At 58.0% G+C, this 18,653-nt stretch carries 16 protein-coding genes and 1 tRNA gene; 8 read left to right on the forward strand and 9 right to left on the reverse strand.

Annotated features, from left to right (window positions below; genetic code table 11):
- Positions 1 to 292 precede the first annotated feature (292 nt).
- Positions 293 to 2,698 (reverse strand): AAA family ATPase, encoded by a 2,406-nt coding sequence (locus tag H5T64_11725; GenBank protein ID MBC7265007.1) that lies wholly within the window; start codon positions 2,696 to 2,698, stop codon positions 293 to 295.
- A gap of 160 nt (positions 2,699 to 2,858) precedes the next feature.
- On the reverse strand, positions 2,859 to 3,722 hold the full coding sequence (locus H5T64_11730; protein MBC7265008.1) for a bifunctional metallophosphatase/5'-nucleotidase: 864 nt from the start codon (positions 3,720 to 3,722) through the stop codon (positions 2,859 to 2,861).
- Positions 3,723 to 3,792: 70 nt separating this feature from the next.
- On the opposite strand from H5T64_11730, the gene H5T64_11735 reads away from it, so the two are divergent.
- The 3 genes from H5T64_11735 to H5T64_11745 all read left to right on the forward strand — a co-directional run bounded on the left by H5T64_11735 (position 3,793) and on the right by H5T64_11745 (position 6,652).
- Positions 3,793 to 3,972: a hypothetical protein gene (locus H5T64_11735; GenBank protein MBC7265009.1), complete on the forward strand. Its 180-nt coding sequence runs from the start codon at positions 3,793 to 3,795 to the stop codon at positions 3,970 to 3,972.
- A gap of 247 nt (positions 3,973 to 4,219) precedes the next feature.
- Positions 4,220 to 6,331, forward strand: a complete 2,112-nt coding sequence (locus H5T64_11740) for a M4 family metallopeptidase (protein MBC7265010.1) — start codon at positions 4,220 to 4,222, stop codon at positions 6,329 to 6,331.
- 33 nt (positions 6,332 to 6,364) lie between these two features.
- A complete protein-coding gene (locus H5T64_11745; protein ID MBC7265011.1) occupies positions 6,365 to 6,652 on the forward strand; it encodes a GIY-YIG nuclease family protein in 288 nt (95 codons plus the stop codon).
- A gap of 80 nt (positions 6,653 to 6,732) precedes the next feature.
- Here H5T64_11745 and H5T64_11750 read toward each other — a convergent pair whose 3' ends face one another.
- The 6 genes from H5T64_11750 to H5T64_11775 all read right to left on the reverse strand — a co-directional run bounded on the left by H5T64_11750 (position 6,733) and on the right by H5T64_11775 (position 12,085).
- Entirely contained in the window at positions 6,733 to 7,491 is a 759-nt protein-coding gene (locus H5T64_11750) for a GNAT family N-acetyltransferase (protein ID MBC7265012.1), read from the reverse strand.
- Complete coding sequence (locus H5T64_11755) at positions 7,488 to 8,099, reverse strand: HAD family phosphatase (GenBank protein ID MBC7265013.1); 612 nt, start codon at positions 8,097 to 8,099, stop codon at positions 7,488 to 7,490. Before H5T64_11755 ends, H5T64_11750 begins: the two co-directional genes overlap by 4 nt.
- A 59-nt stretch (positions 8,100 to 8,158) precedes the next feature.
- Complete coding sequence (locus H5T64_11760; GenBank protein MBC7265014.1) at positions 8,159 to 9,418, reverse strand: MFS transporter; 1,260 nt, start codon at positions 9,416 to 9,418, stop codon at positions 8,159 to 8,161.
- A gap of 365 nt (positions 9,419 to 9,783) precedes the next feature.
- The gene (locus tag H5T64_11765) at positions 9,784 to 10,701 is read right to left on the reverse strand and encodes a sulfotransferase (protein MBC7265015.1); all 918 of its coding nucleotides are present in this window, start codon (positions 10,699 to 10,701) and stop codon (positions 9,784 to 9,786) included.
- 18 nt (positions 10,702 to 10,719) lie between these two features.
- Complete coding sequence (locus H5T64_11770) at positions 10,720 to 11,067, reverse strand: Mth938-like domain-containing protein (GenBank protein ID MBC7265016.1); 348 nt, start codon at positions 11,065 to 11,067, stop codon at positions 10,720 to 10,722.
- Between the two features lie 49 nt (positions 11,068 to 11,116).
- On the reverse strand, positions 11,117 to 12,085 hold the full coding sequence (locus tag H5T64_11775; GenBank protein MBC7265017.1) for a CPBP family intramembrane metalloprotease: 969 nt from the start codon (positions 12,083 to 12,085) through the stop codon (positions 11,117 to 11,119).
- 109 nt (positions 12,086 to 12,194) lie between these two features.
- Here H5T64_11775 and H5T64_11780 point away from each other — a divergent pair, with 109 nt between their 5' ends.
- Entirely contained in the window at positions 12,195 to 12,821 is a 627-nt protein-coding gene (locus tag H5T64_11780; protein ID MBC7265018.1) for a YdcF family protein, read from the forward strand.
- Between the two features lie 68 nt (positions 12,822 to 12,889).
- Here H5T64_11780 and H5T64_11785 read toward each other — a convergent pair whose 3' ends face one another.
- Positions 12,890 to 14,443: a M1 family metallopeptidase gene (locus tag H5T64_11785; GenBank protein ID MBC7265019.1), complete on the reverse strand. Its 1,554-nt coding sequence runs from the start codon at positions 14,441 to 14,443 to the stop codon at positions 12,890 to 12,892.
- A gap of 221 nt (positions 14,444 to 14,664) precedes the next feature.
- Between H5T64_11785 and H5T64_11790 the strand changes: the two genes are divergently transcribed.
- From H5T64_11790 to pheS, 4 genes are all read left to right on the forward strand, one after another.
- A tRNA-Ile gene (locus tag H5T64_11790) sits at positions 14,665 to 14,737 on the forward strand.
- 223 nt (positions 14,738 to 14,960) lie between these two features.
- The gene (locus H5T64_11795) at positions 14,961 to 16,757 is read left to right on the forward strand and encodes an ATP-dependent zinc metalloprotease FtsH (protein ID MBC7265020.1); all 1,797 of its coding nucleotides are present in this window, start codon (positions 14,961 to 14,963) and stop codon (positions 16,755 to 16,757) included.
- 186 nt (positions 16,758 to 16,943) lie between these two features.
- Positions 16,944 to 17,234, forward strand: a complete 291-nt coding sequence (locus tag H5T64_11800) for a thioesterase (protein ID MBC7265021.1) — start codon at positions 16,944 to 16,946, stop codon at positions 17,232 to 17,234.
- A gap of 360 nt (positions 17,235 to 17,594) precedes the next feature.
- Entirely contained in the window at positions 17,595 to 18,623 is a 1,029-nt protein-coding gene (gene pheS, locus H5T64_11805; GenBank protein ID MBC7265022.1) for a phenylalanine--tRNA ligase subunit alpha, read from the forward strand.
- The last annotated feature ends 30 nt before the right edge of the window (positions 18,624 to 18,653 follow it).

Genomic DNA, 18,653 nt, shown 5'->3' on the forward strand with positions numbered 1-18,653 from the left:
GGATCCGGCAGTGGTTGCCCTGCGCCCCCTCTCCATTTTTATGGAGAGGGGGATGGGGGGTGAGGTACGAGACGGCGATACTCTGGTCGCAATCTGGAGATTGCTCCCACGACTGGCCAGCCGAGGCGGGCGCAGCGCTCAGGGTAGCCATCGCTGCCAGTACCACGATGAGTGCAACCAGGGCCATTTTCGCTCGTGCTTCGGGGTTCATGTTCTCCCTCCGTCCCTACTCCCAAGTGGGAGCCGTCTCCAGAGGGCGACACGCTGGCCGCAATCTGGAGATTGCTCCCACCTATTGCTTCCCCTTGGCCTTGCCCTCCTCCTTGCGGGCGGCCTCACTCAGCGCGGGGAGACCATTCTCCACCCGCCCGTTCACAGAATCCTCCGGATAGCGTCCTTCAGAATCACGCTCGCCCGCCGGGCAGCCTGTGAGCAGGGCGATGCCCTCGTCCACCGTGCGCACCGCCCAGATGTGGAACTTCCCGGCCCGCACTGCCTCCACCACGTCCTCGCGCAGCGCCAGGTTGCGCACATTGGCTTCTGGGATCACCATTCCCTGTTCGCCGGTCAGCCCTCGCGCCGCGCAAAGGTCGAAGAAGCCCTCGATCTTGGCGTTCACCTGGCCAATGGCCTGTACCTCCCCGTGTTGATTCACCGAGCCGGTGGCGGCAATGCCCTGGCGGATGGGCAGGTCCGCCAGGCTGGAAAGCAGGGCGTAGAGTTCGGTGGAAGCGGCGCTGTCGCCCTCTATCTCCTCGTAGGACTGCTCGAAAGAGAGGCGGGCGGAGAAAGAGAGTTTCTCCCCCCGTGCGTACTTTGCGCTCAGATAGCCGACCAGGGTGAACACGCCTTTGTCGTGGAGGGGGCCGCTTAACTTCGCCTCCCGGTCCAGAGCCACTAATCCTGCTTCGCCCGCGTGAGTGATGGCCGTGATGCGCGATGGCCTGCCAAAGGCATAATCGCCCATCTCGATCACCGAGACGCCGTTCACTTGGCCCACCTTCGCGCCCTCGGTATCCACGAGTATCACACCCTCGCGCATCAGTTCCTGCCAGCGCTTCTCGGAACGGTTCAGGCGACGGGTTCGCTCGCTCACCGCCTGGCGCACGTCGGCGGCGGTGACGGCCTGGCGCTTGTTCTGCCCAGCCCAGAAACTGGCCTCGCGCAGGAGGTCGGTGATCTCACCGAAGCGCGTGCTGAGTTTGTACTGGTCCTCTACCAGGCGTGAACTGTGGTCCACCACTGCAGCCACACCGTCGGGGGTAAAGTGGCGCAGACCCTCTTCGCGGCAGCGCTCGGCAATGAATGCGGCGTAATTCTGCAGGCCCTCCGGCGTTCGATCCATGAGATAGTCGAACTCGGCCTTGACCTTGAACAGTTCACCGAACTCCTCATCCAGATGGAGTAGTAAGTAATACGACTGGGCGTCGCCGATGAGCACGACTTTTGTGTCGAGGGGGATTGGCTCTGGGCGGAGCGATTCCATCAAGGCGGGTGTGTAGTCAGCGCTCATCTCGTCTAGGCGAATCTCGCCACTGCGCAGTGCTCGCTTGAGGACATCCCAGGCCAGAGGTGAACGGAGCAGACTCGCTGCCTCAAGCATTAGATAGCCGCCGTTGGCGCGGTGGAGCGCCCCTGATCGGATCATAGTGAAGTCGGTGACCAGCGCGCCTAACTCCGCCCGATACTCAGTCCGTCCCACCAGATTGTAATAGGTGGGGTTGCCCTCGAACACCACTGGCGCTCCGCTCACCTTGCTATTGTCCACGATCACGTTGACGCTGTAGCGCGTCAGCGGATCACCCCTCCCGGCGACCCCGGGGATCTTGGGCGATGTCTCTTCGGCAGCCTCGCTGGGTTGGAAAAGGTGGACGTTCTCCACTACATCGCCCTGCAACTCATCGAGGTACAGACCCACCTGGGGGCAGTCTGCATAGCGGGTTTTCACATCCTCGATGAGGTGACCTACGGCGTACATTGCTACTTGGCGATCGAGTTCCTGGACCCTGGCTCGGGCTTCTTTTTCCAAATCCCGAATGGCACGTATGGTCTTCTCCATCTGTTCCTGGATGGCCGAGCGATGCTTCTCGAGTCCGCCCCTCACTTCTGGGGGAAGTTTCTGGTAAGCCTCTTCGTCCAAGACCTGACCATCCACCACCGGGGCCACGGCCAGGCCCATTGGTGTGCGCAATAAGGTGAAGCCACGCTGACGAACGAATTCCTCCAATGCGGCTAACTTGCCGTTCTGCGCTTCCTGGAAAGCGCGGTGGATGTTGCTGCGGTGGCGAGCATAGTCCTCGCTTTCGAAGGCTCGGGAAATCCGATCGCGCAGTTGGGTGACCAGTTCCGCCATATCTCGGCGCAGTCGGACACCGCGTCCGGGAGGTAGGTGCAGGGCGCGAGGACGGCGAGGGTCCGCGAAATTATTGACATAACACCAGTCGTCGGGGGTTGGACGCCCAGCGGCTTTTTGCTCCAGAAATCGCTTCACAATGCTGGTCCGCCCTGAGCCCGAAGGACCCAGGGCATAGATATTGAAGCCGGGGCTTTCGATCTCGATGCCGAATTCAATGGCCCGCCGAGCGCGGTCTTGCCCGATGATCTCTTGCAGCGGGGGCAGTTCTTCCGTCGTCGTGAAATGGAAGGTGCTCGGGTCACAGACCGGCCGTAGTTCGTTGGCGCTGAGTTCCCTTGCCATAGGAAACGCTCCTCTGAATCGTTATTCACTCGTGATTAAGACTTCCGAAGCCTGAGAAGACTTCGGAAGTCTTGGAGAACGTGCTGGAAGATAATGTGCAATGGGGCCTGCCGCCTGCCAGTCTATTTTTCTTGTCTAAGTGTCGGCTACGGCACAGTTCCTAAGGGCTAGGAGTTGGTGTTGACGCGAACACCTGTTTGGTTAAGAACTCGCGCATAGCCGGCTCGTCAGAGTAAGGCGGGTCAGTCAGATAGTAGGCCTCACCATCCTGGCGGATCATAGTCCCCGTGCTATCGAAATCCATCGTCACGCGGCCGATCCACATCCCGTCGTAGCCTGCCTCAGCCACCACCGTGTTGCTAGGGAGAAGGACGGGTGCGGGTGGCGCAGGGCGTCTTGCATCCCCACCACTCACGACCAGGTCCACCATGGGGAAAAACGCAGGTAAACGCTGGTTGTACTGCGAACCCATAGTGGAGAGCACGACGATGATGTCAGCCTGGGGCACAATCTCTGCCAGATACTTGGACGCGGCCACCACCGGGTCTTCCACCCGTAGACCGTTTACAAAACTAGGCGGGACAGGACCCGATGTCTGGACCGTCGGCTGTGGGACAGGCTGTGGCTCCGGGCCAGAGGCTGTCGGTTGTTGCAGCGACTCGGGGATGAACATCTCCCCCCAGGTGAGCCCCAGGATAGCGATGCGGTGCCCACCTCGCTCTAAGATCACGTACGGTCGGGTCAACAGGTCTTGTGAATTGCCGACGTACACGTTCGCTGAGACAATGGGGAATTGTGCCTCTGCGATACGGGCTTTGAGCACCTCAGCGCCCAGTTGTACATCGTCCTGACCCAATCCCATTGCATCGTAACCTAAGAAATTATAAGCCTCGATGATAGCCCGGCCTTTGGTCTCCAGGGTCAGGCGATCTTGTGTGCTGAAGAGTGCGTTGCCGGCGTCCACAAGCAGGACATACTGGTTTGCCTCTCGTTGCTCTTGGATGACGGTGGCTCGCCGAGCCAACCCACCGGGGTGTCCTCAAACACCGCACGCTTCGCGGTGACCATGTGTATCGTTGGTGTGGAGAAAGGTGATGCTAATGGGCAATGGTGTGGGTTTGGGAGTGGGAGTGATGGTCGGCGTAGGCGTCGGCACAGGAGTGGAGACACCACATGCGGGCGCGACCGCCAAGAATCCGATCATCAAAGCCGCAAGTAGCAGTTGGTTTCTCGACATGGTTGCGTTGTTCGGCCCCCTTTCTGGTACGGAGTGATTAGTAGTATAGCCCCTTCCGGTGGAATTGTCAATCACCGCTGAATCGCGCCGATGAAAATCGTGCTCTTCATCGAAGATGCTCCCTCATCGAATCAAGAGAGTTGGCGCTGAAGCAAAATGCCTGTATAATGTCTATGTCTAATGGCCAAGGCGCAAGCCGCAGGGCCGATCTGGCTACTTTGGTGCGAAGGATGCTGCTCTACGGCCTGCGGAACCCCATTTGCAGACAGATAAGGAGGCACATAATGCCCAAGCCAACCCGTGAACAATTGACCGCCCTGCGCGCTCTGCGGGCCAAACACCGGGACCTCAAGGTGGAGTGGGACGAGGCCACTGGCGTGCCCAAACTCATCAAGGGAGCCATCGAACCCCCACCCCGGCCCGAGGCTGCCCCCACTCATGGACTGGCAGGAGCACCTGAGCCAGAGTCTGAGGCGGAGGCAGCCGCCCGTCGTTTCCTCTCTGCCGCCCGCAGCCTCTACCGCATGTCAGACCCCGATGAGGAGATGGCGACCACCCGCGTCCAGGCCGACGAGCACGGCACGACGGTGCGGATGTGGCAGACCTATCAGGGTGTCGAGGTCTTCGACGGTGAGATGGTAGTGAACCTCGACCGTGACAACACCATCCGCTCGGTCAGCGGCCGGTACCAACCGGAAATCACCCTCTCCACCACTCCCAATATCAGCGCCGACCAAGCCATTCAGACTGCCCTATCCGACCTCGGTGTGGATGCCGCACGACTGCCCCCCGCCGAGACCCGCTTGATTGTGGTGAACACATCTTCTTTCCGCCATAGGAAAGTTCCCGGAGAGGATCGCAACGTCCTGTGCTGGCACGTTATCCTGGGCAATTTCGTATATTTCGTGGATGCTCACAGCGGCGAGATCGTTTTCAAATACAGCAATATCAAGACAGCCCGCAACCGCGAGACATACTACTCCAACGATTGTTTCCAACTTCCCGGCACCCTCTGGATCAATGAGGCCGGGGAGGTGCCGGGGCAGCCAGTAGACGACGTGGCCCGCGCCGCCCACATCAACGCGGGCAAAGTGTACGACTACTTCAAATCCAAGTTCGGACTCGATAGTTTCGATGGCCGGGGCGCTACTCTCAAATCCACCGTTCACTGCGGCGTGCCGGATCAGAATTGGACGTGTAGCCAGAACAATGCTGGCTGGAATGGCCTGCAGATGATCTACGGCGATGGAGATGGCGTCACTTTCGGCCCCCTCAGCAAGGCACTGGATGTGGTGGGCCACGAGATCACCCACGCTGTCATTGACTACGCTATCACCTACTCCGATGGCCGGCCCAGGGGGCTCGATTACTGGGGGGAGTCGGGCGCACTCAATGAGTCCTACGCTGACATTTTCGGCACGTTGATTGAGGACAAGGATTGGCTCATCGGAGAGGATATTTGGACGCCGGGCGTCCCTGGTGATGCGCTGCGCAATATGGCGGACCCGCCTCGCTGCGGCCAGCCAGACCACTACAGCGATTTCGACCCCAACGGCAATCCGAGTTATGTGGTGCATCACAATTCTGGGATTATGAACAAGGCAGCCTATTTGCTGGTGGAGGGCGGAACGCATCGCGGGGTGACCGTGCAGGGCATCGGCAAAGAGGCGGCGGCAGCCATCTATTATCGCGCCCTGACCCGCTACCTGGTGCACAACTCGGATTTCTTTGCTTGCCGCAATGCCCTGCTCCAGGCTTGTCTGGACCTCTACCCCGGCGATATGATCAAACACCAGGCCATCCAAAAGGCGATGGCGGCAGTTGGGGTTGGGCCATTGCCGCCCGAGGTGGGCACCCCTGACATTGAAGTGAGCACCGTGGCTCTGGATTTCGGCGCAGTGCGCATTGGCGGGTCCAAATCTCGCACCATTCAGATCAGCAACGCTGGGAGCGGGGCGCTGGTGGTGAATTCTATCTCCTCCGACTCCGCATCGTTCATATTATCCGAGAACCCGGCCTTCACTCTCCAGCCAGCGGAGATCCGCGAGGTAACGGTCACGTTCACACCACCGGCAAAGGGCCCATACAATGGCCACTTAGACATCCAGAGCAATGATCCAGACGAAGGACTGGTGATAGTGAACTTGAGCGGCTCTGGATCGGATTGCTTGGTGGCTACGGCGACTTATGGCTCGGCGTTGTCCAGCGACGTGGAAGCATTGCGAGACCTCCGTGAGCATTGGCTGCGCGCCCATACGTTGGGCAGGGCTCTCATCGCCGTCTATGAGCGTTTGAGCCCCCCGGTCGCAGATCTGATAGTCTCCAGGCCCCGGCTGCAGAAAGCGGTACGAATGGCACTACTGCCCTTGGTGGTATTGGCGAAACAGTTGCGGTGACACCCCCTTTTGGGGAGACGCCAGAGGACACCCATGAAGACGGAACCCAACACAGCGGGTGAAATCTGGTACGTTTATCTCCTGGAGTGCGCCGACGGCACGGTGTACACGGGTATTGCCACCGACCCCGAGCGGCGAGTCCGCCAACACAACATGGGACGAGGAGGGCACTACACCAGGGCGCGCCGGCCGGTGAAACTGCTTGCCTGCCGGGCGATGCCGAGTCGTGCCTCGGCTCTACGGTTGGAGGAGAGCATCAGGCAGTTGCCGCGAGCGCGCAAGTTCGCTCTGGCACGCAAGTGGAGTCGGGGAGAAGAATAGACGTGGGCTTGGTTGGCGATTGCTCGAGGCAAGTGCTCCGAACTTTGTAACCTCGACGCCACGCTCACCGTTCGGCGACTCTATTTGGCGTACTCAATGCATACCTGCTCGCCATAGGGGATATAGCCAAGTCCCCGTGCCAGCCGCTGAGAAGCGATATTCGTCCAGGCGGTAGTGTACACGACCAACAAGCCTCGGTCTAAGGTCGCTTTTGTGGCCGCCGATACCACGGCGCGGCCATATCCTCTGCGCCGATAATCGCGGTGGGTGCCAACCCCCACTTCCCACGCTTGCTGCGTTTGGACCTCCATCCACGCCACTGCAGCAGGAACTTCACCCTCCATCCGCACCCAGAAACGATTTTCCAGTGGCTGCTTAGCATAATCTGCGCGTAGTTCAGTGAGAATCCACTCTTCGTAGGCCTCCTGTGGCCAGTTCTCCATCAAGTGTCCCTCACTCGGCCCCAAGGCGCGGCAATCCTCTGTTCCGGCTGCTGGCAGAAAGTGCTCTTCATCCACATAGAGAACTGGCCCGAAATCGTCGTAGAGCGCCTTCCCGTGGGCATCCGCAATGGCCTTCATGCGAGCGCGGTTGGCGTCGCTAAACAGTTCGGGCACGGGGACCTGAGCAAAGGTGGCTATCGCCTCGTCCAGTAGATCCTCCCGCACGGAAAGGATGGCTCGACCACGCCGGCGAAAAGCCCACCAACACAAGTCCTCCTTGCGTTTCGGCCAGGACAGGATACGCAGTTCACCCACGCGCAGGTCATCTGGAGCGATGCCCAATTGCTCACGCCAGTGTAGGTTCAAGCGTTCCAGGTTGTCAGGTGACTCGTTCATTTATCCCATTCTCCTAATACCCGCGAGAGATCGCGATACAGTGTTGCGTTATCACGGTAGTGGATACCCACTATGCCCAGGGCGGTGGCAGCATCTACATTCACTTGCATATCGTCTATGAAGACTGCTTCTGCTGCTGCGACACCAAGCCGCGCTAGCATTAGCCGGTAGATGGCCGGGTCTGGCTTGGCTAAACCCACGACGGCCGAGATGACCACTTCATCGAAGCACGCATTCAGGCCGAAGTTCGCCAATTCTTGGGCCAATTCCATCGGGGCATTGGATAAGAGCGCTGTCTTGTAACGCCCTCGCAGCCGATGTATCAGAGAGATCAGTTCTTGATTCACTGCGTCTCCGGAGAAGAAGTCCCGCTGCAATTGTGCGACCTCGTTGGGGCTGTTCAGGCCTAAGGTCTCGCCCACCCGTCGCCAACGTTCGGCATTAGAAATGCGGCCCAGTTCTGCCAGGGCTCCGGCTTCACTGGCAAACACCGCAGCCGCTAACCCTCCCTCTGGCAAGCCCAGACGCATCTCCCATTGCCGTCGCGCTGTGTAATCCTGTGTGCGGATGAGTACCCCGCCGAAATCGAAAACGATCGCTTTTATCATCTGTTTCCTCATACACCTTTTGTCTAAAATGCTTCCAGTTGTCCCGCCCAGCCACCGTCCTAAGCGGGAAGCATCTCCACGTCCAGATCCGCTTCTTCCTCCTCTTCGCTGGGCGCGAAGAAGTAGAGTGTCAGCCCCGCAGCCACGGCATACAGAATCATGGCGGCGATGAACAATGGTGTGAAACCGTATCGCGATTGTACCAGACCGCTCAGATAGGTTCCCACTACCCAGGCCAGGTTCCACGTAGTGATCATCACGCTGTTCGCGGTAGCGCGCTCGGTCGGCTCCACCGACTCCATCACAAATGCGGTGAACACCGGGCCCATCATATTCATCAACATAGCGCGGACCAAGAAACCGACTGCCGCCCAAGGTAGTGAACCGAAACCGATTGCCAGTAGGAAAGGAATCGCCAACAGTTGCGCCAATGCGACGCTCTGCACTTTCCCTATCCGGCGGACCAGCCAGGGCGCTGCTAACGTGCCCAAGGCGATGACTAAATTACTCGTGGCGAACAAACTGCCAAGTTGTGTATCGTTTACGGCATGGACTTGTTTGAAAAACACATTCAAAAATGGAACCAGGAGCGCTGTCCCAAAAGCCGCGGCCAGTTCTCGCGCTACCAGTTTAGCATAAAAAGGCAGGGTAGCAAGAGTGACGTTCAAGCGAAAACGTTCAACTGGCACAGTCTCTGCCCCATTGGCGGATTCCAGGAAAAAGAGGGGCAGGCAGGAAAGAATCCACAGCACGACTACCATCATCAGGCTCATGCGGTAGGCCATGACGCTTTCCGCGCCCACTCTCAGCCAGGAGGCGAACAGCCCGGGTAGGTAACCGCCAACGAGATTGCCAACCAGTGCCCCCAGAGTAAAGATAGTGGCGGTGAGGCTGAAAAAGGCAGTACGGTTCTCAACGGTCGTGTTTTCGGCCTTGAACGGAGCGAGGCTGACGTCCCATAGGCTGCCCGCCAGCCCGAACGTGAGGGCCGAGATGAAAAGCAGTTTTAGGTCGCTGGCCAAGCCCAGCACCATCAGTGCCAGTGGCGCAACGAGCCCGCTCAGGAGTAGCGTCGCCTTCCGGCCTATGCGGTCGGACAGCGCTGCCGCGGGGAAGGCGAAAATCAGGCCGGTGAGCGAGAGCGCTGCTGTAACCAGACCCAGGAAGTCAGCCGATGCCCCGGTGCTCAGGATGTACAGGTTGAAGAGTAGCCCATAGATGCCGAACCCCAACCCGTCGGGGATGGCGCTGAGCAGATAGAGTTTGGCATTGCGGTTGAAACGAGTGATTGGTAACTTGCGAACGATGACGCGGAACATGGCGCACCTCCTCAGATTGGGATTTGGATTGGGACAAACAAAAGGCCGTGGACTCACCTTGCCCACGGCACAATGCATCCCTTGAGAAATAGAAAACCGTGGGCGGTCGAGCGCGCCCACGGCCTTACTTGACGATAACTACATGGTATCAGGGCGCACTACGACCCACTTCGGCAGCGAACACACTGCCGCTCAGTTGTGGCACAAATGTTGATGATTCTGCGTCGCAGTCCACCCTATGTCACCTCCTCGACTGCCTGAGATTATACAGGAGCAAAGCGAACTTGTCAAACTCCATTGCCCAGAGCCCTCTGGTAAGTGGGGGGATAACAAAACAAGCAGTGTTCCCACGAGGCAGGGATGGCTTATGGCATCAGCCAGTCCAACAGATCGGGCCTGGATATCTCCGACCGCAACCCTTCGACCCGGCGACGAGTCTCCACGATGAGATCCCGGTAAGCCCTGGCCACGTTTTGGGTTTCTTCCAAAAGGCGCATCGCATCCTTGCGACTATCATACGGCGCATCCGTGGCATCCTGGCCTGTTATCTGGAGCGCTGTTTCCACTTCGGGCGTCATATCCAAGCCGAGAAAGCCCAGGACTTTGTCCACAGCAATATCCCTGTACTGCACCAGATCTTCATAGCGAACGATATGTCCATCCGGGATCGCCTCTACAGCCTGTATGTCATGGTAGTTCCAAGTCAGCCAGGTGACAATGGTGCGTGCCTCACGCGTTGTCCAATCGCGAAAGGCAGCGGCGATGCGCTGGCAGTCCGGAGATAGCGCTGTATAGTGCTTGTATAGGTTGTGATGCAGCCGGTGAGACCAAAACCAAAAACCGCGCCTGTGAACGGAATATAACACCCCGTAGAAACCGCGCACCAGATAAAGCACTCGCGTGTCCTTGTCTGTACTCCTGGTCGCCTCCCAGAGGAGAGGTACTTTTAGCCCGGACCACACTTCCTTGAAACCAGTCGCTTTGGTGGCCTGGAAAAAGGCGTGGATTGCCCATTGTAGGTCACGCTGTTGATCGGCGCTCAGAGCAGCAGCCGGAATTCCTCGCCACTGCCGAGAGCAAGCCTTGGTGATAGCAGCATAGCGGGTCAATGTCTCTTGGCCCAGGTGGCGTCGAATGGCGGTGAAAAGGCCTCCCTCACCTGCGCGCTCATTGGCATCGCCGTTTAGCGGTTCGTTGACCAACCGCAGCGCAGGATGTGCGTCGAGTACAGAACGAAGCCAGCTGGTCCCACTGCGGGGATAGCCCAGGAGGATGCACTTCAATGCGTTTTCTCCTTGCGATCAACATGTCAAATGCAACGCTGCGGCTACATCAGCGCCTGACTTTGCCAGTTCGTTATAACGCTTGCAAGCCGGGGAGGTAGTCTCGACAAAGACCTGAATGCCCTGGGCTACCAGCCAATCTCGTGTGGCTGGCGGTACTTTCATCAGCCCAGCGTTCCCCGTTCCGATGACCAAGATGGCAGGCCGGGCTGCAACGACGGTTTCAAGGTCTTCGGGCTGCAGCCTGTGGCCTTCTATCCGCCACCAGGAAGGGTTCACCCCACTACGGGTGATGAGCACGTCGGATGTGTAACTCTGACCATCTATCGTAATGCGACCGAAACTGTACGAATCAATGTGAGGCACTCGTAAACACCCCCTTCCAACTAAGGCGTAAACTGAGCGATACTTCTATCTATGTGGGCAGAAGCAGACCGATGGTGTTGAATGCGAAGTGGATGAGGATACAGGCGCTCGTGTTCATCCGGCGGCGCACCCAACCTAACACAATGGCCAGGATGAAGATCTCCAAAGTGGCTGGCGAAAGCCCGTACTGGACATGGGCCAAGGCGAAGAGAAGGCTGGTCAGTGGCAGACCTAGCCGTGGCTGGAGCGCCCCCCGGAAAAGTGTTTCCTCACCCACCCCAGCGGTGATGCCAATGAGAAGTGCCCCTGCAGGGTTGGCAAAAGGGCCAAAGAGCCGGTCAGTCAAGTCCATGATCTGTGCGTGGCCTTGCGGATCGATTAGGGCCCAGACCTCGGATGTGGTGTGGTCCAAGACCAATAGCAGTACCACGAACCCGGCACACAGGGCCACTTGTCGCCAGGTAAGGGTGCCTATGCCCAGCCTTTCCACTGCATCCCGCCAGCCTCGCCGGATGCCCCATCCCACGCCGACCACCGCCAAGATGAGGAATGCACCACCACTCACTACTATCGCCTCGGGTGTGAGCCAGCCCACGCCTAAGTCCACTTCAAAGACCTCGGTGCCGAAGATGAGCGCTTGACCAAGCGAAATACCCCCGAGGTAGGTGGCGAAGACCAACGCCGTCATATCCATAAGTGAATGGGGGTTGATGGGCAAGAAGTGGGCCAAGAGCCGGCGCACTGCGGAGAAAAGCGGGGTCGTGGCCAAAACTGCGCAGGTAATGAGTAGTGCACCTAAAGAGACTGCTGCCTGCGGACTCGTGAGACCCGTTGGTGCGCTCGCCATCTTTGGCGAGAGATAGCCCAGCACAATAAAGAGTGCGCCCATCATCGCCACCAACGAGTTCAAAAGGAGATGCAGAATATAGACGAGAGGACGAGCCGCAGGATAGCGCTCTCCGAAATTGGCTACCAAGGCGATAAATATAAAGGGCAGAAATTGGATTAGAAAAGACATGATTTGCTCCTCAGAGCACTGTAATCGTGTTAGTGCCTACTGATGGCACTTGGTCTAACTCGAAGGCAACTGCCGACCTGCCTTGGAACGCCAGGCGGCTTTGAACACCGTGCTGCCTTGTGCTAAAATCCCTCTCGTGAGAAAAGTCGTGATCGCCTTTGTTACCACTAGCCTGCTCGCTGGTGTGGTTGTGGCAGTTACCTACCTGCTGGTGGACCGCTACGCCACACGGGACGAATCGCGCCCGGCAGATGCCATACTGGTGCTCGGTTCAGCAGTTTGGCCGGGCGGTGAACCCAGCCCCAGCCTGCGAGCCCGCACTGAGCGAGCCATCGCTCTATATCGCAGTGGTGTCGCTTCCCATTTGATCCTGTCCGGCGGCCTGGGACGCATCCCGCCCGCCGAGGCCGAGGTTATGCGCCGGTTAGTGTTGGAGGCCAGCATACCTGAGAGCGCGCTTGTGGTAGACGACCAATCCGGCTCGACATTAGAGAGCGTATCCCGCGCCGCCCCTATCATGCGCGAACGCGGCTGGCATATTCTGCTCATCGTGAGTGACCCGTTCCATCTCCTCCGTGCTGTTACGATGGCTCGCGACACTGGCATCCAAGCCTATGGCGTCCCCGCGCTGGAGAGTCCTACCCACACTATCCCTCACTTGCGCTTTTACTATACCCTCCGCGAGGCCTTCGCGCTGCTCTGGTACATCGTGGCCCAAAGACCATTTATGCGGTAAGGGATTTGGTTCACCCCTCAGCGAGATCTTGCCGGGCCACGCCAGGACATGGGCTAAGTCTGAGCGCATTACCCTTGCGCACCCAAGATCCACTGTTCGTACAGGTCGCGGATGTTCTGACCCGATACTGCCTCTGCCACACGCAGGAAATCCTCCGGCGTGGCGATTTGATATTTCCGATCTTGGTAATAGGCACGCATGATGTCCAGATATGTCGCGTCACCCACGCGCTCGCGCAGGGCATGAAAGAAGAGGGGACCTTTGCCGTAGACAATAGTGCCGTAATCTTTCGCAGTGAAAGCAGCCACTGGCCGTCCCACCACTTGGTCGCGCCCTGCTGCCAATGCGTCCTCATATTTGGCTCGGAAACGCTGTTGGATAACCGTTTCGGCAACCTGGCGATTATATACAGCCTGGTAGTAGAAAACGGTGGAGTAATTCGTCAGAGACTCATCGAGCCAGGGCACATCCACTTGGTCGTTGCCCACCACACTGTACCACCATTGATGGATTGCCTCGTGCACGGCGGCGAATTCGAAAATGTCACCTTCCATCCCATAGCGGCTCGCAGCCATCAAGATGAGCCCGGGATACTCGACCCCACCTGCCGTTACCGGGGCCTCCACAATGTCCAACTCAGCGAACGGATAGGTGCCGAAGTCCCGATTATAGATGCGCAACGAGTCGCGGACGTACTGTAGAACCAGTGCACCGCCTTCCGCATCTCCAGCCTTGTAATACGAATGGATGGTGGTGTCGCCTAGCGTACTACTCACTACTTCGAAATCGGGGCTCATGGCAATCATAAATTCGCGCATAGGTCCACTGAGGGCGGTGAGAGTCACAGTGCCATCGGCGTTTTGTTGGCGATCTATGGTCGTGCCAGACATAGCGACCACCATATCATCGGGGACGGTCAGAGAGACGCGAAAAAGGCTCGTCTCGCTGAAAGCCGGGTCGCCATAACTGGGTGGCATTTCCAGGTTCCAGTGATCATCATATACCGCCAGCATGGGGTAAAAGTTCGCCAAAGTCAAGACGTTGTCTTGATAATTGAAGGTCCCGTAGTTGTAATGGTTTCCAGAAGGGACAGTGACAGTGTAGGTCATGACGATCTGAGCGGTCTGGCCGGGCGAGATCGCACGGCCTAAGTCCACACACAAGGCGAAGCGGTCCTGTTCATAGAGAGGTGCTCGGCTCACTCCATCCACAGTGAGTCCTTCCACGTCTAACGAGCCACCACGGCCAGGTGCATTAGGGTGCAGGATGAAGTAGACTTCGTCCATAGGGGCGTTTTCTGTGTTGACATAAGTCATTTCCTGTACGGCGTGGAGGATTGGTTGCCCACCAGATAGATCCACGGTAGCGGTAATATCGTAGAAGATTGGGTAACTCACCGTCGCTACATCACTACGAGCGCTGGGAATCATCGCCACTTGATAAGGCTCCAGATCTGGTGTGGACGGGGTGAGGGTGGGTGTGGCCATTGGTGTCGCCATGGACGGCGGTGTTGTGGATGGACTTGGCAGATGCGTCGGGGTGAGTATATTGCTTTGCGCACAGGCCATCACGGTGGTAGAGAGCATCATTACGGCGAACAAGCGACGAATGTCTTTGAGCAAAGGGTTGTCTCCAGGTGAATGTTAAAACGATTATAGTGCATGGCGCTACGAAAGCGCAAAATCCAGGTTCGCGGCGAATCAGCGTCCTTCCCGAGCGAGGGGTACGGAACGTGAGGCTCCGTTTGCGTTCAGTTGCTCTGCACACTTGCATACTGGCAATTCGAGCGCTCTCATTTGTCAACAGGGGCTTTTTCAGGTATAATGAGTAATGATCAAAGCCGGGGCCCATAGCTCAGCGGTCAGAGCGGCCGGCTCATAACCGGTTGGTCCCTGGTTCGAGTCCAGGTGGGCCCACACAAACAGCCCAGGAGGTCTGGGCTGTTCGTATGCTCAAAGTACCTGGTGTACAAATGACCGGAGAGCATAGGCTCTTAAGTTGCAAAGATAGACGATTTCCCTACTCACACGCTTTGTGCTATAATAAGTGTGTAAGCATCTGTGGAAAGGATGCTTGGAGGCTACAGTGAATTCGAGTTGGTTGCGTAACGGGTTTGTTTATTTGCTCATTCTGTTGGCCATGGTGTCGCTTTTCTATTACAACTTCGTTGCCCCCCAAGAGCGGATTCCCACCGTGCCCATAGACAAAGTGGCTGGTTATGTGAAGGCAGGCCAGGTAGAGAAAATCTCGGTCTCTGGCGATGGCGATGACTTGACCGTCTACTTGAAACCTGGCAATGAGAACGACAAAGTGGCTTCGCGCAAAGAGCACAATGTGAGCCTCAAAGATTCGCTCTCTGCGTTCGGCGTGACGGAAGAGCAATACAACGCTATCGGTGAGATCACTTTTGAGCGCCCCAGTGCCTGGGGAGATGTGATGGGCATCTTGATGCAGTTCATCCCCCTGCTGGGTTTCGGGCTCATCCTGCTCTTTATGCTGCGCCAGGCCCAAAGCGGGAACAACCAGGCCCTCTCTTTTGGCAAGAGCCGTGCCCGCCTGTTCACTGGTGATAAGCCCACCGTAACTTTCGCTGATGTGGCTGGGGTGGACGAAGCCAAACAAGAACTACAGGAAGTCGTCGAGTTCCTGCGCGAGCCGGAAAAATTCACTGCTCTGGGTGCGCGTATCCCCAAGGGCGTGCTGCTTGTCGGCGCACCGGGAACAGGGAAGACGCTCATGGCCCGGGCTGTGGCAGGCGAGGCCGGAGTGCCTTTCTTCTCCATCAGCGGGTCCGAGTTCGTGGAGATGTTCGTGGGCGTGGGCGCGAGCCGCGTCCGCGATCTCTTCGACCAAGCCAAGCGCCACAGCCCCTGCATCGTCTTCGTGGACGAAATTGACGCTGTGGGACGCCATCGTGGTGCTGGGCTGGGGGGTAGCCACGATGAGCGCGAGCAAACGCTCAACCAGATCCTGGTCGAAATGGACGGGTTTGACACCGACACAAAAGTGATCGTGATCGCGGCGACGAACAGACCCGATATCCTGGACCCCGCGCTCCTTCGTCCGGGCCGCTTCGACCGCCGCGTGGTCCTCGACCGACCCGATATGAACGGGCGCAAAGCGATCCTCGAAGTCCACGTCCGCGGCAAACCCCTTGCTCCAGATGTGGATTTGATGAACCTGGCCAGGCAGACGCCAGGATTTTCTGGCGCCGACATCGAGAACTTAGTGAACGAGGCCGCCATCCTCGCTGCTCGGCGTAACCGCCGCGCTATTGGCATGGAAGAGTTCCAGGAAGCGATCGAGCGCGTGGTGGCCGGACCTGAACGCAAGAGCCGCTTGATCAGCCCAGAAGAGAAGCGAATTATCGCCTACCACGAAGCCGGTCATGCGCTGGTCATGAACTCGTTGCCTCATTGCGACCCGGTGCGCAAGGTGACTATTGTTTCCAGAGGCATGGCCCTGGGCTACACTATGAATTTGCCAGAAGACGACCATTACCTGCAATCCAAGGCGAAATTCGAGGATGAAATAGCGGGGCTCCTGGCTGGCCGGGCAGCAGAGCAGTTGATTTTCGGCGACGTAACTACCGGTGCGAGCAATGATCTCGAGCGAGCCACCAAACTGGCTCGGGCAATGGTTACCCAGTATGGTATGAATGAGAGTTTGGGTCCCCGCACCTTTGGCCAGAAAGAAGAGTTGATCTTCTTGGGTCGGGAAATCGCGGAGCAACGGGATTACAGCGAGAAAGTAGCACAGGAGATAGATGCCGAGATCAAGCGCATCATCACTGCCGCCTACGAGAAAGCAACGCGTCTCCTCACGGAAAAGCGTGACAAATTGGATGAACTTGCCAAGCGCCTGATCGAACAGGAGACCGTTGAGGAATCAGAATTAGCGGAGATACTTGGCGTAAGAAGCCCAGTCCCAGCGTGAGAGGGGCTAGGCCAGAGGGTGGGATCACTACTGGACGCCAACGGCGTCCAGTTTCTCTTGTGGGAGGCCGACGTGTTTGAGAACATCGTGCCCGGGCTTGTGGGCGAATCAGAACTGGTTGTGGGCCCGGAAAACACCGCGCGACACCTGGGAAGCGGCAACGTGGCCGTGCTCGCCACGCCAGAGATGGTGCGGCTGATGGAGCGGGCCAGCGTGGCAGCCGTGGACCCCCTATTGCCAGATGGCTATCGCTCTGTGGGCGTGGCGCTGGATGTGAAGCACGTTGCTCCGACTCCCGTGGGTATGGCCGTTCGCGCGCGAGCCGAACTCCTCGCTGTGGATGGTCGCAAGTTGACTTTTCGCGTCGAGGCTTGGGATGCGGTCGAGAAGATCGGGGAGGGCATACACCAGCGAGCGATAGTAGAACTTGCACGCTTCGGGGCCAAAGCAGCGCAAAAAGCGGCTGCCGCAAATTGACAATTACAAGTTTCTGTGATATATTCATCGCTGTAAGCGCAAAAGGCAGTGACGGAGAGAGTAGGTGGAGGGAACCCACCAGAGAGAAGAGGTCATAGGCTGAGAGCCTCTTTCGGGGGAAGCCCGCCGAAGTTCACTCCTGAGCCGAGCGGGGGAAAAGAGCGTTGCTCTGAGTAGTTCGCTACGGAAGTCCACCGTTAGCAGGACAGCCGGTAATCGGGCATGGTAGGATGCCACTGCCGGCCGATGAGCGTCCCCACCCGGGGAAAACAGGGTGGTACCGCGGAGTTCAGTTGACCGCTGACTTCGTCCCTGACGAAGCAGCGGTTTTTGTTTCTATGCCGACTGAAGGAGAGGAAGATGTTAGATAAACTAAACAAACTGGAGGAAAAAGCGCTGGCCGAACTGAGATCTGTCGGCGATCTGGAAGCCCTGGATGCTTGGCGCATCGCTTACTTGGGCAAGAAGAGCGAATTGACGGCTATCCTGCGCGGTCTGGGTGCACTCTCAAGAGAGGAGCGCCCGGCAGTGGGGCAACGAGCCAACGAGGTCAAGGAGCGACTGGAGAAAGCCTATCAGGCGCGGGCCGAAGAACTGCGCTTAGCCGCATTACAACGCCATCTGGAAGCCGGCGCCATTGATGTCACACTACCCGGCAGGCCACAAAGCCTCGGCCACCTGCATCTGACCACGCAAATATTGCGCCGCATCTACGCTATCTGCGCCGAGATGGGCTTCCAGGTGCTGGAGACCCGCGAGGTGGAGAGCGATGAATACAACTTCCAATTGCTCAACATTCCGCCTTACCACCCGGCACGTGATATGTGGAGCACGTTCTACACCACGCGTGAGGGCGTCCTGTTGCGTACTCATACCTCACCGGGCCAGATTCACGCCATGCGACAATACGCGCCACAACCCATCCGCCTTCTCTTGCCTGGCAAGTGCTATCGTTACGAACAGGTGACGGCACGGGCAGAGTCTATGTTCTACCAGGTGGAAGGGCTGGCTGTGGGCCCAAACATCACCATGGCGGACCTCAAGGGCACCCTGACCGCTTTCGCCCAGCGTATGTTCGGCGCCGACCGCAAGGTGCGCTTCCGTTGCAGTTACTTCCCGTTCACGGAACCCAGCGTGGAGGTGGATATAGATTGCATTATCTGTGCCGGCCAGGGTTGCCGGGTGTGCAAACACACGGGCTGGCTGGAGATCCTGGGAGCAGGCATGGTACATCCCTACGTGTTGGCGAACGGGGGCTATGACCCGCAGAAATTCAGCGGCTATGCCTGGGGTATGGGGCCCGAACGCATTGCTATGCTCATCCATCGCATTGACGACATCCGCTATTTTTACAGCAATGACGTGCGCTTTCTGTCGCAGTTTGGATGAGCCTATCGTTTACGAGAGCAGGGAGGTAGA

The sequence above is a fragment of the Chloroflexota bacterium genome, from assembly GCA_014360825.1.
Lineage (GTDB): Bacteria > Chloroflexota > Anaerolineae > UBA2200 > JACIWT01 > JACIWT01.

What these genes read in the sequence shown, in the direction of transcription:
- H5T64_11725 (MBC7265007.1), bottom strand. Translation starts at nt 2,698, where the DNA reads ATGGCAAGGGAACTCAGCGCCAACGAACTACGGCCGGTCTGTGACCCG.
- H5T64_11735 (MBC7265009.1), top strand. Translation starts at nt 3,793, where the DNA reads ATGCTAATGGGCAATGGTGTGGGTTTGGGAGTGGGAGTGATGGTCGGC.
- H5T64_11740 (MBC7265010.1), top strand. Translation starts at nt 4,220, where the DNA reads ATGCCCAAGCCAACCCGTGAACAATTGACCGCCCTGCGCGCTCTGCGG.
- H5T64_11745 (MBC7265011.1), top strand. Translation starts at nt 6,365, where the DNA reads ATGAAGACGGAACCCAACACAGCGGGTGAAATCTGGTACGTTTATCTC.
- H5T64_11750 (MBC7265012.1), bottom strand. Translation starts at nt 7,491, where the DNA reads ATGAACGAGTCACCTGACAACCTGGAACGCTTGAACCTACACTGGCGT.
- H5T64_11755 (MBC7265013.1), bottom strand. Translation starts at nt 8,099, where the DNA reads ATGATAAAAGCGATCGTTTTCGATTTCGGCGGGGTACTCATCCGCACA.
- H5T64_11760 (MBC7265014.1), bottom strand. Translation starts at nt 9,418, where the DNA reads ATGTTCCGCGTCATCGTTCGCAAGTTACCAATCACTCGTTTCAACCGC.
- H5T64_11775 (MBC7265017.1), bottom strand. Translation starts at nt 12,085, where the DNA reads ATGTCTTTTCTAATCCAATTTCTGCCCTTTATATTTATCGCCTTGGTA.
- H5T64_11795 (MBC7265020.1), top strand. Translation starts at nt 14,961, where the DNA reads ATGGTGTCGCTTTTCTATTACAACTTCGTTGCCCCCCAAGAGCGGATT.
- H5T64_11800 (MBC7265021.1), top strand. Translation starts at nt 16,944, where the DNA reads ATGGTGCGGCTGATGGAGCGGGCCAGCGTGGCAGCCGTGGACCCCCTA.
- pheS (MBC7265022.1), top strand. Translation starts at nt 17,595, where the DNA reads ATGTTAGATAAACTAAACAAACTGGAGGAAAAAGCGCTGGCCGAACTG.